Origin of the sequence: Autumnicola edwardsiae, from assembly GCF_031846505.1 — a bacterium.
Taxonomy (GTDB): domain Bacteria; phylum Bacteroidota; class Bacteroidia; order Flavobacteriales; family Flavobacteriaceae; genus Autumnicola; species Autumnicola edwardsiae.
This window is the reverse complement of the sequence record NZ_JAVRHP010000071.1, coordinates 1-16,571: the sequence shown is the minus strand read 5'-3', so window position 1 is coordinate 16,571 and position 16,571 is coordinate 1. Positions and strand designations below refer to the sequence as shown.

Sequence of the window (16,571 nt, the reverse complement as noted above, 5' to 3'; positions counted from 1 at the left end):
ATTGTGCTCTAAATGCGTTTATTTTTGCATTGAATGACTCGGCGGAAGCATTGGTGCTACGATTTTTAAAGTAACTGAGCATAAACCTGTAGTTTAGTAGATCACGACTAAATGGTGATATCTATTCTATTATTTCTCCTGCAAATCAGCTTCTCAACTATTTCCTAAAAAATCGCTAAAGCTCAAATTAATATACTTATCTAAAAAATTTGTGCTAAATTCAGCAAGGAAACGAACTCTGATGAGGTTGAATCTAAACAGGGTATCTTGAATAGATAAACCAGCGTTTCTATTTTTTTAAGGGAAGCCTTATTATTCTCAAAAATAAATTTGGCAAGAATTAACCTTTCCCAGTAAAAACAGACCAGGTATGGATAAAAAAATAAAAAAGGAAATAAAAGGTTCAGCAGAAATTGAGCAGCAATTATCTGGCGACGAAAAAGCACTGCTGGACGAATTGGGCATCTTTGGAGAATCACGTCGTAAATTTTTAGGTCAAACTTCTGCCGTAGGTTTAAGTTTAATGGCTAGTCAATTTTTTTCTGTAGAAAGTATGTTTGCTTCAGAGACTCCCAATACTATGGAAGTACCATTAAAATTAATTAATCCAATGGACGTTTCCTTCACGATTAATGGTGAAGTAGAAAGTCTCACAATAGATTCCAGAATGACTTTGTTGGATGCCTTACGGGAACGATTGCAATTAACCGGCTCTAAAAAAGGATGTGACCATGGCCAATGTGGTGCCTGCACATTAATGATAGATGGAGATCGCGTTTTATCCTGCCTAACACTAGCCGCCACTTGTGAAGGTAAAGAAGTAACCAGTGTAGAAGGATTGGCTAAGGGTACTAAACTGCATCCGCTACAAGATGCTTTTGTGGAACATGATGGTTTTCAATGTGGTTACTGTACCCCGGGTCAAATTTGTTCTTCAGTAGCTTTAATGGAAGAAGCTAAGAACGGCGACGCCAGTTATGTGACCCAGGATATTCGAAATATCTCCAAAAATATTAAGCTTTCAGATGAAGAAATTCGGGAAAGAATGTCGGGCAATATTTGCCGTTGTGGAGCTTATCCCAATATTTTGGCTGCGATAAAAGAAGTACATACGGGAAAAGACACCTCTGTTAACTGGCAGGAATTAGAATAAATTTAAAGCACTAAAAGATGAGACCGTTCAAATATTCAAGAACAGAAAGCAGTACCGAAGCAGTTAGCCAGGCAACAGCAAATAAAAATGCGAAATACTTAGCGGGTGGCACTAATTTAATCGATTTGATGAAAGAGGATGTAGAGAGGCCTGATGAATTAATAGATGTTACCCGTCTGGAATTAAGTGAGATATTAGAAATAACTGAAGGGGAAAATAGGGGCGGAGTTTCATTAGGTGCAATGGCTAAAAATACCGAAACCGCCAACCACCCGTTAATAAGAATGAATTATCCTGTATTATCTCTTGCTATTTTGGCCGGGGCTTCCGGTCAAATTAGAAATATGGCTACTAATGGAGGCAATCCCAATCAGCGAACCCGCTGTGCATACTTTTATGATACCGCTATGCCTTGTAACAAAAGGGAACCGGGGACTGGCTGTGGAGCACTGGAAGGGCAAAACCATTTGCACGCTATTTTTGGATGGTCTGAAAATTGCGTTGCGGTGCATCCATCAGATATGTGTATCGCTTTGGCTGCTCTGGACGCCACCGTCAAAGTTGAAGGTGCTAATGGAGAAATGCGCTCGATACCTTTTACAGATTATCACAGATTACCGGGGGATATGCCGGAGAAGGACAATAACCTGGAACATGGCGAATTGATAACGGCTATTGAAATTCCTAAAAATAACTTTGCCGCAAATAGTTACTACTTAAAAGTTAGAGATCGTTCAAGTTATGCTTTTGCACTTATATCTGTAGCCGCGGGACTGGAACTTACTGGGAATACGATAAATCTTGCCAGAATCGCTATGGGTGGTGTAGCACATAAACCCTGGAGAGCCTTGGAAGCTGAAGAATTCTTAAAAGGAAAAGAAGCAACTCAGGCCAATTTTGAAGCTGCTGCAGCTGCTGAAATGAAAAATGCCAGAACTTTAGAACATAATAAGTTTAAAGTAGAACTGGGAGCACGTGCCATAGTGAGAGCTTTAAATCTGGCGAAAACAGGGGAAAAAGTATAACTTCAGAGAAAAATAAAAACCTTGGAAGCGAATTAAATAAAATATGAAAGCTCTTTAGCTAAATAATTTGAAAATGGGTGATATAAAGAAAAAATTAGGTGCACCAGAAAGCCGTATTGAAGGTTATTTGAAAGTAACCGGAAAAGCCAAATATGCCGCTGAATTTCCGATTCCAAATGTGTTGTATGGCTTTCCGGTGCAGAGTACCATCGCGTCTGGAGAAATTGAAAGTATAGATGCAAGTAAAGCTGAAGCTACTGAAGGAGTAGTGAAAGTAATCACCCATAAGAATGTAGAAAATGCGGTAGATTCTATGCCAGAACTTACTCCCGGCAACAGAATGACCAGGGCAAGGCCTGTGCTAAATAGTACCAAAATTCTTAGTTACGGCCAGTATATAGCGATGGTGGTTGCTGAAACTTATGAGCAGGCTAGATATGCTGCCCGTTTGGTGGAAGTAAAGTATACTAAAAAAGATCCTGTGATTGGCTTTGACGAAAATGTGGATAAAGCCTATAAGCCTGAAAATGCTAATGGATCTGAAACCGACACCAGCAGGGGGAACATGGAAGAAGGCTTTAAAAATGCATCGGCAACTATAGATGTAACTTACGAAACTCCTATTGAAGTACATAATCCCATGGAGCCCCATGCAACTATTGCAGTTTTTAAAAATGGGAGTCTTACCGTATATGATGCCACGCAAATGTTGGGGCCAACAAAAACCGCAATTTCAAATACATTTAAAATTCCAGAAGATAAAGTTAGAGTGCTTTCCCCATATATTGGCGGGGGCTTCGGTTCCAAACTAAGGGCCTGGGAACATGTAATGCTTACTATAATGGCTGCAAAGATGTTGGATAAACCTGTAAAAACGGTAATCACACGTCAAATGATGCAAACTAATGTGGGATTACGCCAGTTAAACAGACAAAAAGTGAAAGCCGGAGCAGATACCAACGGAAAGCTTACCGCTTTTGCTCATGAAATTTTTACCCATACTGCCGAAGATGAGGTTTTTGTGGAGCAGAGCGGATTTATTACCAGGGTTACCTACGCCGTTCCCAATCAACTAGTGACCCATCGCGTATTCGATTCAAATATACAGGTTCCTACGTGGACGCGGGCTCCCGGGGAAACTCCGGGTAGTTTTGCTTTAGAATCTGCTATGGATGAATTGGCTGTCAAGTTGGAAATGGATCCTATTGAATTCCGTATAAAAAATGAAACTAAGGTAAATCCTCAAAATGGTAAACCCTGGTCCAGTAGATCGCTTGTTGAAAGTATGAAAACCGGTGCCGAAATATTTGGTTGGGAGAAGCGAAAAAGTGAGCCACGAAGCACTAAGAAGGATAATTGGCTAATAGGCTATGGGATGGCAGGAGCATCACGGAGTGCACCTTACCAGGAAACATCATCTCGCCTAAAGCTCAAAAATACTGAAAATGGCCTGGAAGCTGTAATAGAAATGGCCGCGACAGATATTGGAACTGGTACTTACACTATTATTGCTCAAACCGCCGCTAGTAGTTTAGGCCTGCCGGTAGACGATATAGAGGTTCATATTGGCGATTCCGATTTACCACCAACTCCCGGCTCCGGAGGTTCCTGGGGAGCCGGGAGTTACACCAGCGCTGTAGATGCAGTATGTGAAAAGGCTAAAAAAGAACTTAGGGATAAAATAGAAGGAAACACTTCAGAAAATATGGAAATTGGTGCTTTAATGCAAGCCGCCAATGTAGATGAATTTCAAACTGAAGCTACCGAAGGTCCTTCAGAAAACTTCAACGATTATGCCCATTCTAGTTATGGAGCTCATTTTGCTGAAGTTTGGGTAGATGAAAGTCTAGGTGTTGTTAGAGTTAACCGGATTGTTTCCACAGCAGCCGTAGGTACTGTTTTAAATCAAAAGACTGCGAGATCTCAAGTGCTGGGAGGCATTGTTTGGGGAATAGGGCAGGCTTTGACCGAAGAGACCACGCTCGATAAACGATATGGAAGTTATGTTACCCGGACTTTAGCAGACTATCATGTGCCGGTAAACCTTGATGTGGGGGATATTGAAGTACACTTTATACCGGAAGAGGACAAGAACATCAATCGTCTGGGGGTGAAGGGAATTGGAGAGCTTGGTATTACCAGTGTAGCCGCAGCAATTGCTAATGCCATTTATAATGCTACGGGTAAAAGAATGAGAACATTACCCATCACACCGGCAAAACTGGTTTGAGGCTTAATGGTAAATTTTTTAATTCAAAACTGGCGCGATGTAAAGCTTTTATGGAATAATGACCAAAAATGGATCAATCCATACAGGAAAAACTTTATATTTTTCACTCCTCTAAACCTAAACATAAGCTATGTAGGTTATAGAAGCATCAAAAAAAACCTCCTGAAAAAGGAGGCATGTTTTTCTTTTAGAAGAGCACGTATTCCGGACTCACCTTAAAGGAAATTTACTTTTTTGATTCTGCAATAGAAACCTTACGAAACTCTTTTAGAAGCTTTTCCAATTCTAAAGAGGCTTTTCTCGCTCTTGTTCCGGCGCTTTTATTACCATCCTCCAGTTGTGTAGTAGCATCTGTTTTAAAAGATTCAAAAGTAGCCTGAATGTTTTCAATAAGATCTTTCATAATAATATTTTAGATTAAGGCACGAAAATAAAAGAATAAAAGGTATCAGCCTTAATATTTCAGCTTTTTCTGATGATTATATCAACATCTATAAAATAAAGAGAGCGGGTAATTTAAGTCGGGCATTAATACGAATGCTTTTCTGAAAGTTATTAGGAGAGGAAGGATTTATTTGTTGCTTTATTTTTTACAAAAAGATAATTTCCACTTCTTGTACGATAAAAAATCTAAAAGATTGGGTGTGATAAAGAAAAAGATAAGAAATTAGTTGCTTAGGATTTCACGTAAAACTAAACTAACTAAAAGATGCAAAAGAATTCACACAATGATCAGGATGAAGCCATTTCTTTTCAAAAAAAAGTCTGGATTGTTGTTGGAGTTTTAACTTTCACGACGTTACTTATTTTATTAATAATAGAAGCTGCAAATGCTCTTTTGTTAATCTTTGCAGGAACACTAATTGCAATATTTTTTACAGGTATAAGCTCATTTATTGAGAAAAAGACGGGCTGGAAGAGGTGGTTGTGCAAAACTATTTCCATAGTTGCTACCTTTTTAATAGTTGGATTATTTTTCTGGCTAATAGGAGCTAAAATTCAGTCTCAAATATCTGTTCTTAGTGAAACTATTCCATCAACTTTTCAAAACCTTAAAGAACAGCTTAATAATAGCAAAGTAGGGCAGGAAGTTGTGGAAAGACTTACTTCAGAAGAATCTATTAAAAAAGCAGAAGCTTTTGGAGGAAGGTTTTTCCAATCTACGTTTGGAGTTTTTGGTGACATTTATGTTGTACTCTTTATTGGAATTTTCTTTACTGTTTCCCCAGATCTTTATGCGCGCGGGGTTGTTCAGCTTTTTCCTCCTAGAAAACAAAGAAAGGTTGAAAATGTCTTGAGTAACCTTAAAAAGCAGTTAAGGAAATGGCTTAAGGGAAAGTTGTTATCCATGTTTGTAGTTTTTGCTTTCACCGCAATTGGGCTCGCAATACTTGGAATAGACTTATGGCTGGTGCTATCTCTCTTAGCAGGACTTCTAAGTTTTATTCCCAATTTCGGGCCTTTAATAGCTTTAATTCCTGCAATACTTATTGGGCTTTTAGACGGACCCAAGACCGCGCTTATTATTTTGGCAATTTACGTATTCGTTCAATTTCTCGAAAGCAATTTCATTACACCAATGGTTCAAAAAAAGCTTGTTCAGATGCCTCCCGCACTTATTCTTATAGCACAACTTTTTATGGGCGCCCTTACCGGGGGATGGGGTTTAATTCTGGCCACTCCAATTACGGTTATGGCAATAGTTTTAGTTCAGGATTTGTATCTAAAGGAACGGGAATCCCGGTAAATTAAGAATTCGTGACATCTATTGGCAAAGTATTAAATGCTGCTGGTGTATAAAGATTCAGTGAGTAAGTTGGATTTTAAAAGAAGTGCAGAGAAGGACTGAAGTACGAAAATTGACGTTTTTATCGTCGCTATCTTTGCAGACGTATTGTGTGCGGGTGTGTCAAAGTTTTAGGTTTTTTCGTTGATTTTGTATGAAATGCTGGTTTACGATCACAGCTAGAGCTGCACGACCTGGAATTATGTTCACTAACAAATCCCGTGGCAGCAGAGCATATAAGGGGATTGTCGAGAAAATTATCAGATTTTGATAAAAGCGAAGGGTTTTTATGTATCCAGGCAATGGGATAGTTATTCTTCAAGGAGTGGTAGGTTTGTAGAATACTTCTGTAGTTGTTAAAAACCGGCCCAAGGGAAGAGCTTATCGACCCTACTCAATTCACTTTTCCCAGATGCCGGCATTCATCTTCCATTTTCTTTTTCATTTCAAAAATAACTTTTCTGTTTAAGAAAAAAATACGGTTTTCCGTACTCTAAGAATTTTACGTCAGATATTATCTATTTGTTTCATTGTCGCTTCCTGAATTAAATTTCTGGCAAAACTTAAGGAGGAAAGTACTGGGAAAATCTCATGCATAACAAATGGAAAAATAAAATAATTATTGGATTATCAAATAGTTATGTGCAATAAAACGAATCTCATATATGATTTACTTGAACTATAGTCTTTCCTGAAGCACTTCGTAACAAAAATTATACAGTAATTATAATTAACCTGTTGATAATATCTTCGCACACTCACAAAATGATCCCTATCCCAAAATTTAAGTGAGAGGTATATTCTTTGGTATTCAGCGGGGTTTTACTATCAAAGTAGTAGTTGTAAATGGTGAAAACTTTTAACCAGCTGGACAGGGGGATGTCCAGACGAAATTGCTCCAGGATCCTGTAGTCGTTCAAATCCCTGTAAAGCGGTTGGTAATAAACGGTATTGGCAACAGAAAATTTCTCCGACTTTGCAGAATATGATAAAGTAAGGTATGTACTGTTCCGGTGATTATATCTGGTAGTTTCTGCCCTGTCACTGGATTCCATTTCATACATATAGCTATTGCCTGCATAACCTGTAAAGCGTGACCTGTCCATCCACTTAACCCGCAGCCCGGCACCAATCAGGTTACGCTGTTCTACGATTAAAAGTTGGTTATACTGTCCTTGAATAAAAGTTTCCAATCGCAATAACTGGTTGAACTTATAATTAAACCTGGCGTGTAGAAACCAAACATTCTGCAGGTTTTCTTCTTCGGAATCTATGAACTTATAGTTTCCCAGAAGGAAAAGGATCTTCCTAAGGTCCTTTGATTTCAGTTGTGCGGTAAGGGCAGCATCTATCTGGTTCACCTGGGTGCCGTCATTGTTGTTGTGGTTGAAGGAAAAATCGGCATTTAGTGCAAATCTCACAGAATCGGTCTGCATGCGTTTGGATTCAATATTCACCAGTTGGGCAGAAAGAAGACCCGGAGTCAGGCAAATTAGGCTTAAAAGAAGAATTCTAATCATAACGTGGAATGAAATCCAAATTTAAAAACATCTGTTTTAAATATAGTGTTAAGATGTAAATAACATTCCTATTCACGGGACTGCTCGTTCAAATTTAAAATCTTAATTGTTAATCCTTCTGAATTTATCTGAACCTTTTTTCAGAATAATGTGCCGATAATTGCCAAAAAAAGATGTGCGCTACATTAAAGCAATAAGATGAAAATTTAAACCGGAAAGAAACCAAACGTTGCTGTTGGAAAAATTTACAAACTCATTAACCATGTATTAACGCTATTTAGAACGTATTTGCTTTAACTTCATTTTCTGAATCAGTAAAAACAGACTCAATGAGAAAAATATTATTCTTCTTTACCATTTTATTCACGGCATCTTTTTATGCTCAGGAAAAAGGTAATATCATTTCCGAAGAAAAAGTAGGGCACATCTACAAACCGGAGAAAATGGAAGCTACGGCTTCGCGCATTAGCTCCCTCTCCAAACCCGAAGGTTTCAAGATCACAAAATTTGCGGAAGGTTTGGGGAAACCTAGAATGATGGCAGTTAGTGAAAATGGCAATGTTTACGTTACCCGAAGAGAAGGTGATGTGGTAATGCTTAAGGATAATAATAACGACGGAAAGTCGGATGCACAGGAAACAGTCGTAACGAAAAAAGGAGCTCATGGAGTTGCAATAAAGGACAACATGTTTTATCTTATCACTGTAAACGATGTTTTTAAGGCTGAAATAAATAATGATGGTTCTATAGGCGAACTGGAAAAATTTGTGGAGAACCTGCCAGATGGTGGGCAGCATCCTAACCGTACTATTGAATTTGCACCAAACGGAGATTTATTTATATCTGTAGGAAGTACCTGTAACGCCTGTGAGGAAACCCGGGAGGAAAATGCCACCATGCTTCGGGTTGATCCTGAAACCGGTGAAAGAACAATTTTTGCGAAGGGCCTGCGGAATACCATAGGCTTTGCCTGGCATCCGGAAACTGGGGAGCTTTACGGAATGGATCACGGTATAGACTGGCTTGGTGATGATGATCAAAAAGAAGAGTTGAATAAGATTGAAGAAGGCGGTAACTATGGATGGCCATACGTTTATAACAACGGGGAAGCCAACAAGGCAGATGAGCCACCAAAAGATCAGACTTGGGAAGAGTATGCCGAAAAGACAATTTTTCCAGAAATTTCGTTTACAGCACATAGCGCACCAATGGATCTCATTTTCTACAGAGGAGACATGTTTCCTTCAGAATACAGGAATAAGGCTTTAGTGACTTTTCATGGCTCATGGAATCGTAAACCGGCTTCGGGATATAAATTAATGACCGTTGACTTTGATAATGAAAAAGCATCAAAGTCTGAAGATTTTATTACCGGTTTTCTAAGTGAAGATGGCACCTCCCGGTTTGGGCGTCCTGTGGGACTGGTTGAGCTTCAGGATGGATCGGTTTTATTTTCTGATGATCAAAACGGTATTATTTACAGGATTTCATATGAGCAATAATATGTTGTCCAAATTCATAAAATTGAGCTAAAGGGCTTTGAAGAGAACTTCCTTTCCATCAATTTTGTCTGCTGTCTCAAATTCTAAGATCGCCTTTGTTTATGGAAATCTTTTTACAGCCCGATACCTGGATTGCGTTGGTAACACTCACATTTCTTGAAATTGTTCTTGGGATCGATAATATTATTTTTATTTCCCTGGTGGCAGGAAGATTGCCAGAACATCAGCAGAAAAGGGCCAGGTTGGGAGGCTTATCCCTTGCACTTATTACCCGTATCCTATTGCTCTTAAGCATTACCTGGATAATTGGTTTAACAGAACCTGTGCTTACTATGTGGGGCTTTGAACTTAGCTGGAGGGATATTATCCTTGTGGCCGGGGGAATTTTTCTTCTGATAAAGAGTACATTGGAAATCCATCACAAAGTAGAAGGTCAGGAAGAAGGAGATCAGTCAGTCACCAAAGTTAGTTCCTTTTCTTCAGCAATTGTACAAATTGTACTTTTGGATATGGTGTTTTCTTTCGATTCCATTCTCACCGCAGTGGGTCTTACTGAAGAAATAATTCTCATGATAATAGCAGTGGTGATTGCTATAATTGTAATGATGATATTTGCAAAACCAGTTGGTGAATTTGTAAATAACCATCCTACTATTCAAATTCTCGCTTTATCGTTTTTGATCCTCATTGGGGTGATGCTTATTGTAGAAGGAGCTCATTACCACGTGCCTAAAGGATACATATATTTTGCAGTTTTCTTCTCGCTGGCCATAGAAATGCTGAACATGAGATACAGGAAGAAAGGTGCTCAAAGCGAAGCTTCAGAGCCTTAAAATATTTAGCGTTATTATGCGGTGCCTTAAAAAGGTAAATATTAAAAAATGGCAATTATCGGCATTTATTGTGGTAAACATCAATCCATTACCTCATAAAGAATAGGTTTAAAGCTTCCGTTGTTGCTGTCTTCGGCAGAGCATGCAGTAAGTGCAACGATAAGGTCCATTTTAGCTTCGAAAAGCACAAAATCACCGGGTTTACTTAAAGGGGGATCTACGCTTAACTTTCCGTTCTTGTCAAATTGCACATTCATAAAAATATTGAAGGCGGTAGGAATGTCATCTGGCGCGATATCATACTGGCTAAGGTTGGTATACAGATTTTCGAAGCAGCTGGGATGATAATGGGGATTATTGTACATGATCTGGAAAGTTTCAGGGCTGCAGGGAGCCAGTAAAAAGTCATTTCTGCCGTTGGTATCTTCCAGGATCTCCATCATTTTGCGGCTGCGGTTGCTCCACAGGAAATTTCCGCGGGAAATAAGGATACTTTCTTCAAAATCGAGCGTTTTTCCGCTGGAAATCTTTTCGCGTGTATCTTCGGCATTAAATAATACCATATCGCTTACCTGCTGGCCCTCGGGATCTGTAACTTTTAGTCGCTGTCCTTTTTTTATACGGAAAGCTGCGCCGGTTTGCTTCTTAATTATATTAGTCATTGGCTTTTTTATTTTTTTCTTTCAGCATGGTGCTGAAGGTTTCTTTTGCTGATTTAAGTGTAGTTGCTTTTTTGGCAATTTTCGACCATGGGTCTTCTTTCCTGGCCAGTCTTTTAAAGATATTCTTTAAATTATATTTTTGAGCTGAATCCAAAGAATTAAGTTCGTCCCAGTCTATGGGAGTCGCAATGGGAGCGCCTTGTAATGGCCGCACCGCATAGGGAGCAACTGTGGTTTGCCCAAGGCCATTTCGTGCCACATCCAGGAATAATTTATTCTCTCGTTTGTTCTTTCTCGTGGCGGTGGTATAATCTTTTGGAAATTTATCTTCCAGGTATTTCGCTATTTCCCAGGCAAAATCTCTTACTTCATCAAAATTCTCTTCAGGTTTTAGCGGAACAACCATGTGCAATCCCCTGGATCCGGTGGTCATTAGAAAAACCGGAAGTTTTAGTTGCTCCTCAAGCAGTTCTCTTATTCTCTTAGCTGCGGTTTTAACTTCTGAAAAGTCATCCCGGGAAGGATCAAGATCAAAGATCATCCTGTCGGGATAATCGGGTTTGTCTTTTTTGCTCAGCCAGATGTGCGGAGTAATGCATGCCTGGTTGGCAAGATAAACCAGTGTGGAGGCATTATTGCAGATTACATAATTGGTGGTTCCGCCTTCCTGCTTTGGTATTTCTACAGTTTCTATCCATTCGGGAAAATAATCTGGTGCATCCTTTTGAAAGAATTTTTTGTCCTCAATACCATTGGGGAATCTTAGCATTGTAACAGGGCGATCCTTGAGATGAGGTAACATGACTTCCGAATTTTTCTCGTAATAGTCTATTATTTCGCCTTTTGTATATTCTGATTTTGGATAATATATTTTGTCCCGATTGCTAAGCTCAAATTCGTGGGCTCCTTTATAAATTTCTTCAGCCATTTTTTTCAGCATCTTTACGGATTTCTTCCATCCTTCTTCCGGTAAGGACAGAACTATTCTCTGTGCTAGTGGGATTTCTACGTGCGTCTGCATCATCATCTGCCACCTTCTTCAGCAGCCAGTTCTCAGTTTTACCTTTCTTGATCCTGATAAGCGAATAAGCGCCTTTCAGTTTCTTACCTTCAAGGATAAAAGTTGCGCGGCCATTTTTCAGTTGTTTTTCTATGGAAATGGGTTTTCCTTCTTTATCTGTTTTCTCGGTTCTGTAGGTGCCGGCATCCCAAACCATAACTGTGCCGCCGCCGTATTGATTTTCGGGAATCACACCTTCAAAATCTGCATATTCCAACGGATGATCTTCAGTCTGTATAGCCAGTCTTTTCTCATCGGGATCGGTAGACGGGCCTTTTGGTACAGCCCAGCTTTTTAAAACTCCACTTACCAATAACCGGAAATCGTAGTGTAAATTGGTGGCATCATGCTTCTGGATGACGAAAATTGGCTTTTTTTCGCCTTCTTCAGAATTTTCGCTTCCAAAGGGTTCTGAAGAAATATCAAAATCCCGCTTTTCACGATATTTTTCGAGAAGTCCTTTTTCTGCCATGGTCAGGTTTTTTACTTAGTGCATTTTATTCTCTTTTTCAATATCTTTTTTCAGCTGAAGGCTTACAGGGTTTCCGCTTTCCTGCAGGTGTTTAGTAACAGATTTGAGGTCATCTTTTTCAGAACCCTGGTGGAGTTTGGCGATAGCTTCAATTTTTACCGGTTCACACCAGAAACCCGTGATCAAAGGCAAATGATCCTGGAGCATTTTTTTTGGTAGATCCTTATAAAATATAGGATTAGCCTGGTCTTTTTCAAAATGAGCGATCAGTTTTTCCAAAGATTCTTCCAGTTCTTGATTGGTTTGAATTTTTAGGTTAACGTTTATGTGAACTGCAGAATAATCCCAGGTACTGATATCTGTTTCTTTATACCAGGAAGAAGAAACGTACGCATGTGCTCCCTGGAAAATTAATAAAGCTTCTGCACCATCCTTTAAATATTGATATTGCTCGCTATTATAGGCAATATGAGCAAAAAGTACAAAGTCATCTTCATTACCTTCAGCAAGAACAGGAATATGAGTGGCTAGTAATCTGTCGCCATTCAGAATAAAAGTAGCAAAAGGATGCGCTTTTATAAATTCAAAGATAAACTTCTTGTCCCGCTTTTTATAACTGTCCCGCTGGTACATGTTTTACATTTTGCCGTTAAGAAACGGACATTTCCATTCTTCTCCAACCTTTCTTCCACTATATTGCCTGGCCTCGCTGTTTACACCAAAATCACGAAGCATTGGATTGATACTTCCCTGCAGTTCGCTGTCACGTTCCCTAATTTTATTCCTTACCGTATGATAGGTTCCCATTTCACGGAGTTTTTCAAACTGCCAGTGTAAATTAAAAGCTATTGCCGGGTAAGGGGTTTGTCTCGCCATCCTGGAACTGTTTGGGTGAAGTCCCACAATATAAAATGCCCTTCCTCCAAGGCTAAAGCTAAAGTTTCCATTCTCTGGGTCGTCACTTACGTTTTTATCCCAGGGGGTGTCGTCTACTTCATGAAGTAAATTTAGTTGCTGCCAGAGGGCTTTTTCAAATTCATCTTCAGTAAAAGAACCCTCGCCTTTAAAAGCAGCTATAAATGTGAAGAAGTCTTTAGATTCAAAGTCATATCTTGCAATATACCTCTTAAGGTCTTCAATAATTTTTGTTGCGGCCTCTTTAGAGCCAAAATTAGTATAGGTATGAAAATCCACATGATCCATACTAAAGACAGTCTGGGCCATCACACATGGATGATTTTCTGCAATTATAAAGTCTTCAAATTCTTTTTTTAAATCCTTTTCAGAATTGTCAGAAACAGGTGTTTCTTTTTCCGTTTTTTTCTTTTTCACCAACATAAAATCAAGCTTTTGCTAAAATTAAATGTTAACCCGAAAATTGAAAAGCCTTTAAGAATATATTAGTGCTAATTTATAGAAGATTAACTACAGGCACTACTGTGCGGCAGTGAATTCCGGTTTTTTCTGAAGAAAAATTACTTAGTTTGAATTACAGGATTACGAATTTCCACTCTTCACCAATGAACCTACTTCTCTTTTTTCCGGTAGCGAAGCATTAAGTAGAGCATAAAAGAATTTAAAGCAAGTGAAGCTCCGTTTGTGGCAATTATCGGCAAATCATTTTGAGTTATGCCGTAAATAACCCACAGGCCTACCCCAACCATTAAGGTGGCGAACATTCCCGGTGAGACATCGTCTACTTTTTTTGTTTTCCAGGCTTTGCGTATCTGCGGGACTACAGAAACCGTCGTGCAAATCCCGGCTACTATTCCTAAAACATCAGTCCACTCCAAATTATTGTCGTTTTACGTCGTTGATAAGCCAGTCTTCAAAAACTTCATTTTCGTCTTCGCTGTGCAACACCGAAATATCTCCGGTGGTCTCAAAAATTACGGCTCTAACCTGTGATAGATTAAGCACATTGGCTTCCCTTAATTTCGATCGCAGATCCCCTTCTGTTACCCGGGCCTTCTTAAGGTTGTCTTTTAGGATTTCTTTTCCGTCCATCAGCAGCAAAGGGGAATTGTCCACGTGATCACTTACCACCTTGAATCGGCGCAAAAATGCAACGGAAATTTGCAGGGTATAAATTGCAGCCAATCCCACAATTCCTTGTATAAGAGGAACTGAAGTTGTTAAAAGTGTGGATGCAATAATGGACCCAACGGCTACGGTCATGGCAAAATCGAAACTCGACATTTTGGAAAAACTACGCTTTCCTGCAATGCGGGTTAAAATAATTACTGCCCCGTAAATACCCACTGCCGTTATACATATTGCTGCCAGGGCTTCCCAGGAGCTACCAAACCATTTTTCCATTACTGCTGTTTAAAATTTTGTGTCAAGTTACAACAAAGAAAAGTTATCCTCCAATTTGCTCACCTCCGTTAATATGGATCACCTGTCCCGTTATATAGCTGCTGTCTTCTGAAGCTAAAAACACGTAAGCAGGTGCGACTTCGCATGGTTGCCCGGCCCGGCCCATCGGCACTTTTTTTCCGAAATCTTCTACATCATCGAAGGTTGAGGGAATTAGCGGAGTCCAGATTGGTCCCGGCGCAACAGCATTCACACGTATTTTTTTATCCACGAGCATTTTTGAAAGCGATCTGGTAAAAGTAGTAATTGCTCCCTTGGTACTGGAATAATCCAGCAGGTGTTTGCTGCCGCGGTAAGAAGTCACAGAGGTGGTATTTATAACACAGCTGTTCTCTTTGAGATGTTTAACAGCTTCTTTTGCAATAAAAAAGTAGGGGTAAATATTGGTTTCAAAAGTTTCCTTCATCTGCGCTGTAGAAACATCTTCTATGTTGCTCTTCGGGAATTGCACTGCGGCATTGTTTACCAGTATATCCAATTTTTTAAATTCTGAAATGCACTTTTGCAGTGCTTTTTTACAGAAGGCTTCATCTTTTAGATCACCTTCAATAATTAAACATTTTTGTCCCTCGTCTTCCACCATTTTTTGGGTCTTTTGTGCGTCCTCATCTTCTGCGAGATAAACAATCGCAACATCGGCACCTTCCCGGGCAAAATGGACCGCAACACTACGGCCAATTCCGCTGTCACCACCGGTGATAAAAGCTGTTTTTCCTTTCAGTTTTTCACTTCCTTTATAGTTATCCCTTATTATTTTAGGTTCAGGATGCATTTTATGTTCTTCGCCCGGCTGGGATTGATCCTGTTCCGGAAAGTTTTTAGATTGTGTCATAGCTTTAATTTTATACTGAATTATAGAAATCTCTCTTTAAAGAGCAGGTCGATATTTGCCAATTTTCGACCTATTCTTCGGTTTTTTTTAAAGTCTGAATTTTTAAAATTAAGAAGTGTTGCACCAAAAAAAATGTTAAGCGGTACTAAGTCTTTTCTAAAACCCCTGTTCAGGATTCAGGAACTTCAGTTTACACGATTTAGAAGCTAATTGAATACCTTTGCAGCATGGATTCAATATTAAAAATCGGACATCGCGGTGCTAAAGGCCATTTAGCCGAAAATACATTGGAGAGCATCCAGACAGCGCTGGATTTTGGCGTTGATATGATTGAAATTGATGTGCACAGGTGCAGGAGTGGAGAAATTGTGGTGATACACGATTTTACGCTGGACCGCACTACCAACGGCAGTGGAGAAATTGCCAGTAAAAACTGGGAAATTCTGAAAGAGTTGAAAGTTGGTGGAGCTTACAAAATCCCGTTGCTTACTGAAGTGCTGGATCTAATTGAAGGTAAATGTTCGATAAATATTGAATTAAAAGGATCAAACACGGCCAAAGCTACCTGTGATGTTGTTCAGGATTATGTTGAAAATCGGAACTGGAAGTATTCGGACTTTGTAGTATCCAGTTTCCAGGTAAATGAGCTTTTTGAAGCCAGGAAATTCAGCGAAAAAATTCCGATTGGGGTTTTAAGTAAAGCAAGCGTTTCTGAAGCTATAAAAAAGGGAAAAGACCTGGAGGCAGTCGCAATACATCCTTCTATAGGAATTGTGACCAAAGATAATGTGCGGCAAACCAAAGAAGCGGGTTTTAAAGTGATTGTCTGGACGGTAAACGAACCCGATGCTATTGCGAGAATGAAGGAATTTGGCGTAAGCGGAATTATTTCTGATTATCCGGATAGGTTAGTAAAGGTTTAATGTTTAAAGTTGAAGGGAAAAGTGAAGAGGGAAGTGTGAGAAGTGAATAGTTTAAACGTGAAAGAGAAAAGAGAAAAGAGAAAAGAGGAAAGATTTCGGGAGAATGTGGACAACTTTTTTGATTATGATTTGTGAACCTATCGCGAGCACCCGAAATTCTGATAACTGATAACTGATAACTGATAACTGATAAC

17 protein-coding genes are annotated in these 16,571 nt (G+C 39.4%); 7 read left to right on the top strand and 10 right to left on the bottom strand.

Annotation, left to right across the window (positions count from 1 at the left end):
* Positions 1-370 precede the first annotated feature (370 nt).
* The 3 genes from RM529_RS12495 to RM529_RS12485 all read left to right on the top strand — a co-directional run bounded on the left by RM529_RS12495 (position 371) and on the right by RM529_RS12485 (position 4,408).
* Positions 371-1,153 carry a 2Fe-2S iron-sulfur cluster-binding protein gene (locus tag RM529_RS12495; RefSeq protein WP_311485115.1) on the top strand — a complete coding sequence of 261 codons (783 nt, stop codon included), beginning with the start codon at positions 371-373 and terminating at the stop codon, positions 1,151-1,153.
* 17 nt (positions 1,154-1,170) lie between these two features.
* Positions 1,171-2,178, top strand: a complete 1,008-nt coding sequence (locus RM529_RS12490) for an FAD binding domain-containing protein (protein WP_311485114.1) — start codon at positions 1,171-1,173, stop codon at positions 2,176-2,178.
* Positions 2,179-2,251: 73 nt separating this feature from the next.
* Positions 2,252-4,408 carry a xanthine dehydrogenase family protein molybdopterin-binding subunit gene (locus RM529_RS12485; RefSeq protein WP_311485113.1) on the top strand — a complete coding sequence of 719 codons (2,157 nt, stop codon included), beginning with the start codon at positions 2,252-2,254 and terminating at the stop codon, positions 4,406-4,408.
* Positions 4,409-4,634: 226 nt separating this feature from the next.
* Here RM529_RS12485 and RM529_RS12480 read toward each other — a convergent pair whose 3' ends face one another.
* The gene (locus RM529_RS12480; protein ID WP_311485112.1) at positions 4,635-4,811 is read right to left on the bottom strand and encodes a histone H1; all 177 of its coding nucleotides are present in this window, start codon (positions 4,809-4,811) and stop codon (positions 4,635-4,637) included.
* Positions 4,812-5,117: 306 nt separating this feature from the next.
* Here RM529_RS12480 and RM529_RS12475 point away from each other — a divergent pair, with 306 nt between their 5' ends.
* Positions 5,118-6,155, top strand: a complete 1,038-nt coding sequence (locus tag RM529_RS12475; protein ID WP_311485111.1) for an AI-2E family transporter — start codon at positions 5,118-5,120, stop codon at positions 6,153-6,155.
* Positions 6,156-6,952: 797 nt separating this feature from the next.
* On the opposite strand, the gene RM529_RS12470 is transcribed toward RM529_RS12475, so the two are convergent.
* On the bottom strand, positions 6,953-7,714 hold the full coding sequence (locus tag RM529_RS12470) for a DUF481 domain-containing protein (protein ID WP_311485110.1): 762 nt from the start codon (positions 7,712-7,714) through the stop codon (positions 6,953-6,955).
* A 329-nt stretch (positions 7,715-8,043) separates the two neighbouring features.
* On the opposite strand from RM529_RS12470, the gene RM529_RS12465 reads away from it, so the two are divergent.
* Complete coding sequence (locus tag RM529_RS12465) at positions 8,044-9,216, top strand: PQQ-dependent sugar dehydrogenase (RefSeq protein ID WP_311485109.1); 1,173 nt, start codon at positions 8,044-8,046, stop codon at positions 9,214-9,216.
* Between the two features lie 101 nt (positions 9,217-9,317).
* Positions 9,318-10,049 carry a TerC family protein gene (locus RM529_RS12460; protein ID WP_311485108.1) on the top strand — a complete coding sequence of 244 codons (732 nt, stop codon included), beginning with the start codon at positions 9,318-9,320 and terminating at the stop codon, positions 10,047-10,049.
* Positions 10,050-10,129: 80 nt separating this feature from the next.
* Here the strand turns inward: RM529_RS12460 and RM529_RS12455 are convergent, their stop codons facing one another.
* The 8 genes from RM529_RS12455 to RM529_RS12420 form a co-directional block, all read right to left on the bottom strand.
* Positions 10,130-10,711 (bottom strand): DUF1989 domain-containing protein, encoded by a 582-nt coding sequence (locus RM529_RS12455; RefSeq protein WP_311485107.1) that lies wholly within the window; start codon positions 10,709-10,711, stop codon positions 10,130-10,132.
* Positions 10,704-11,651 carry a non-homologous end-joining DNA ligase gene (gene ligD, locus RM529_RS12450; RefSeq protein WP_311485106.1) on the bottom strand — a complete coding sequence of 316 codons (948 nt, stop codon included), beginning with the start codon at positions 11,649-11,651 and terminating at the stop codon, positions 10,704-10,706. Before ligD ends, RM529_RS12455 begins: the two co-directional genes overlap by 8 nt.
* Entirely contained in the window at positions 11,632-12,243 is a 612-nt protein-coding gene (locus RM529_RS12445; protein WP_311485105.1) for a DNA polymerase ligase N-terminal domain-containing protein, read from the bottom strand. Before RM529_RS12445 ends, ligD begins: the two co-directional genes overlap by 20 nt.
* Before the next feature lie 15 nt (positions 12,244-12,258).
* Positions 12,259-12,876, bottom strand: coding sequence for an FMN-binding negative transcriptional regulator (locus tag RM529_RS12440; protein WP_311485104.1), 618 nt, complete (start codon positions 12,874-12,876; stop codon positions 12,259-12,261).
* A 3-nt stretch (positions 12,877-12,879) separates the two neighbouring features.
* On the bottom strand, positions 12,880-13,581 hold the full coding sequence (gene gntA / locus RM529_RS12435; RefSeq protein ID WP_311485103.1) for a guanitoxin biosynthesis heme-dependent pre-guanitoxin N-hydroxylase GntA: 702 nt from the start codon (positions 13,579-13,581) through the stop codon (positions 12,880-12,882).
* A 188-nt stretch (positions 13,582-13,769) separates the two neighbouring features.
* A complete protein-coding gene (locus tag RM529_RS12430; RefSeq protein ID WP_311485102.1) occupies positions 13,770-14,036 on the bottom strand; it encodes a SemiSWEET family sugar transporter in 267 nt (88 codons plus the stop codon).
* Position 14,037: 1 nt separating this feature from the next.
* On the bottom strand, positions 14,038-14,562 hold the full coding sequence (locus RM529_RS12425) for a DUF421 domain-containing protein (protein ID WP_311485101.1): 525 nt from the start codon (positions 14,560-14,562) through the stop codon (positions 14,038-14,040).
* A 43-nt stretch (positions 14,563-14,605) separates the two neighbouring features.
* Positions 14,606-15,454, bottom strand: coding sequence for an SDR family oxidoreductase (locus tag RM529_RS12420; protein WP_311485100.1), 849 nt, complete (start codon positions 15,452-15,454; stop codon positions 14,606-14,608).
* 227 nt (positions 15,455-15,681) lie between these two features.
* Between RM529_RS12420 and RM529_RS12415 the strand changes: the two genes are divergently transcribed.
* Positions 15,682-16,377, top strand: coding sequence for a glycerophosphodiester phosphodiesterase (locus RM529_RS12415; protein WP_311485099.1), 696 nt, complete (start codon positions 15,682-15,684; stop codon positions 16,375-16,377).
* Positions 16,378-16,571 lie beyond the last annotated feature (194 nt).

What these genes read in the sequence shown, in the direction of transcription:
- RM529_RS12495 (WP_311485115.1), top strand. Translation starts at nt 371, where the DNA reads ATGGATAAAAAAATAAAAAAGGAAATAAAAGGTTCAGCAGAAATTGAG.
- RM529_RS12490 (WP_311485114.1), top strand. Translation starts at nt 1,171, where the DNA reads ATGAGACCGTTCAAATATTCAAGAACAGAAAGCAGTACCGAAGCAGTT.
- RM529_RS12485 (WP_311485113.1), top strand. Translation starts at nt 2,252, where the DNA reads ATGGGTGATATAAAGAAAAAATTAGGTGCACCAGAAAGCCGTATTGAA.
- RM529_RS12480 (WP_311485112.1), bottom strand. Translation starts at nt 4,811, where the DNA reads ATGAAAGATCTTATTGAAAACATTCAGGCTACTTTTGAATCTTTTAAA.
- RM529_RS12475 (WP_311485111.1), top strand. Translation starts at nt 5,118, where the DNA reads ATGCAAAAGAATTCACACAATGATCAGGATGAAGCCATTTCTTTTCAA.
- RM529_RS12470 (WP_311485110.1), bottom strand. Translation starts at nt 7,714, where the DNA reads ATGATTAGAATTCTTCTTTTAAGCCTAATTTGCCTGACTCCGGGTCTT.
- RM529_RS12465 (WP_311485109.1), top strand. Translation starts at nt 8,044, where the DNA reads ATGAGAAAAATATTATTCTTCTTTACCATTTTATTCACGGCATCTTTT.
- RM529_RS12460 (WP_311485108.1), top strand. Translation starts at nt 9,318, where the DNA reads ATGGAAATCTTTTTACAGCCCGATACCTGGATTGCGTTGGTAACACTC.
- RM529_RS12455 (WP_311485107.1), bottom strand. Translation starts at nt 10,711, where the DNA reads ATGACTAATATAATTAAGAAGCAAACCGGCGCAGCTTTCCGTATAAAA.
- ligD (WP_311485106.1), bottom strand. Translation starts at nt 11,651, where the DNA reads ATGCTGAAAAAAATGGCTGAAGAAATTTATAAAGGAGCCCACGAATTT.
- RM529_RS12445 (WP_311485105.1), bottom strand. Translation starts at nt 12,243, where the DNA reads ATGGCAGAAAAAGGACTTCTCGAAAAATATCGTGAAAAGCGGGATTTT.
- RM529_RS12440 (WP_311485104.1), bottom strand. Translation starts at nt 12,876, where the DNA reads ATGTACCAGCGGGACAGTTATAAAAAGCGGGACAAGAAGTTTATCTTT.
- gntA (WP_311485103.1), bottom strand. Translation starts at nt 13,581, where the DNA reads ATGTTGGTGAAAAAGAAAAAAACGGAAAAAGAAACACCTGTTTCTGAC.
- RM529_RS12425 (WP_311485101.1), bottom strand. Translation starts at nt 14,562, where the DNA reads ATGGAAAAATGGTTTGGTAGCTCCTGGGAAGCCCTGGCAGCAATATGT.
- RM529_RS12420 (WP_311485100.1), bottom strand. Translation starts at nt 15,454, where the DNA reads ATGACACAATCTAAAAACTTTCCGGAACAGGATCAATCCCAGCCGGGC.
- RM529_RS12415 (WP_311485099.1), top strand. Translation starts at nt 15,682, where the DNA reads ATGGATTCAATATTAAAAATCGGACATCGCGGTGCTAAAGGCCATTTA.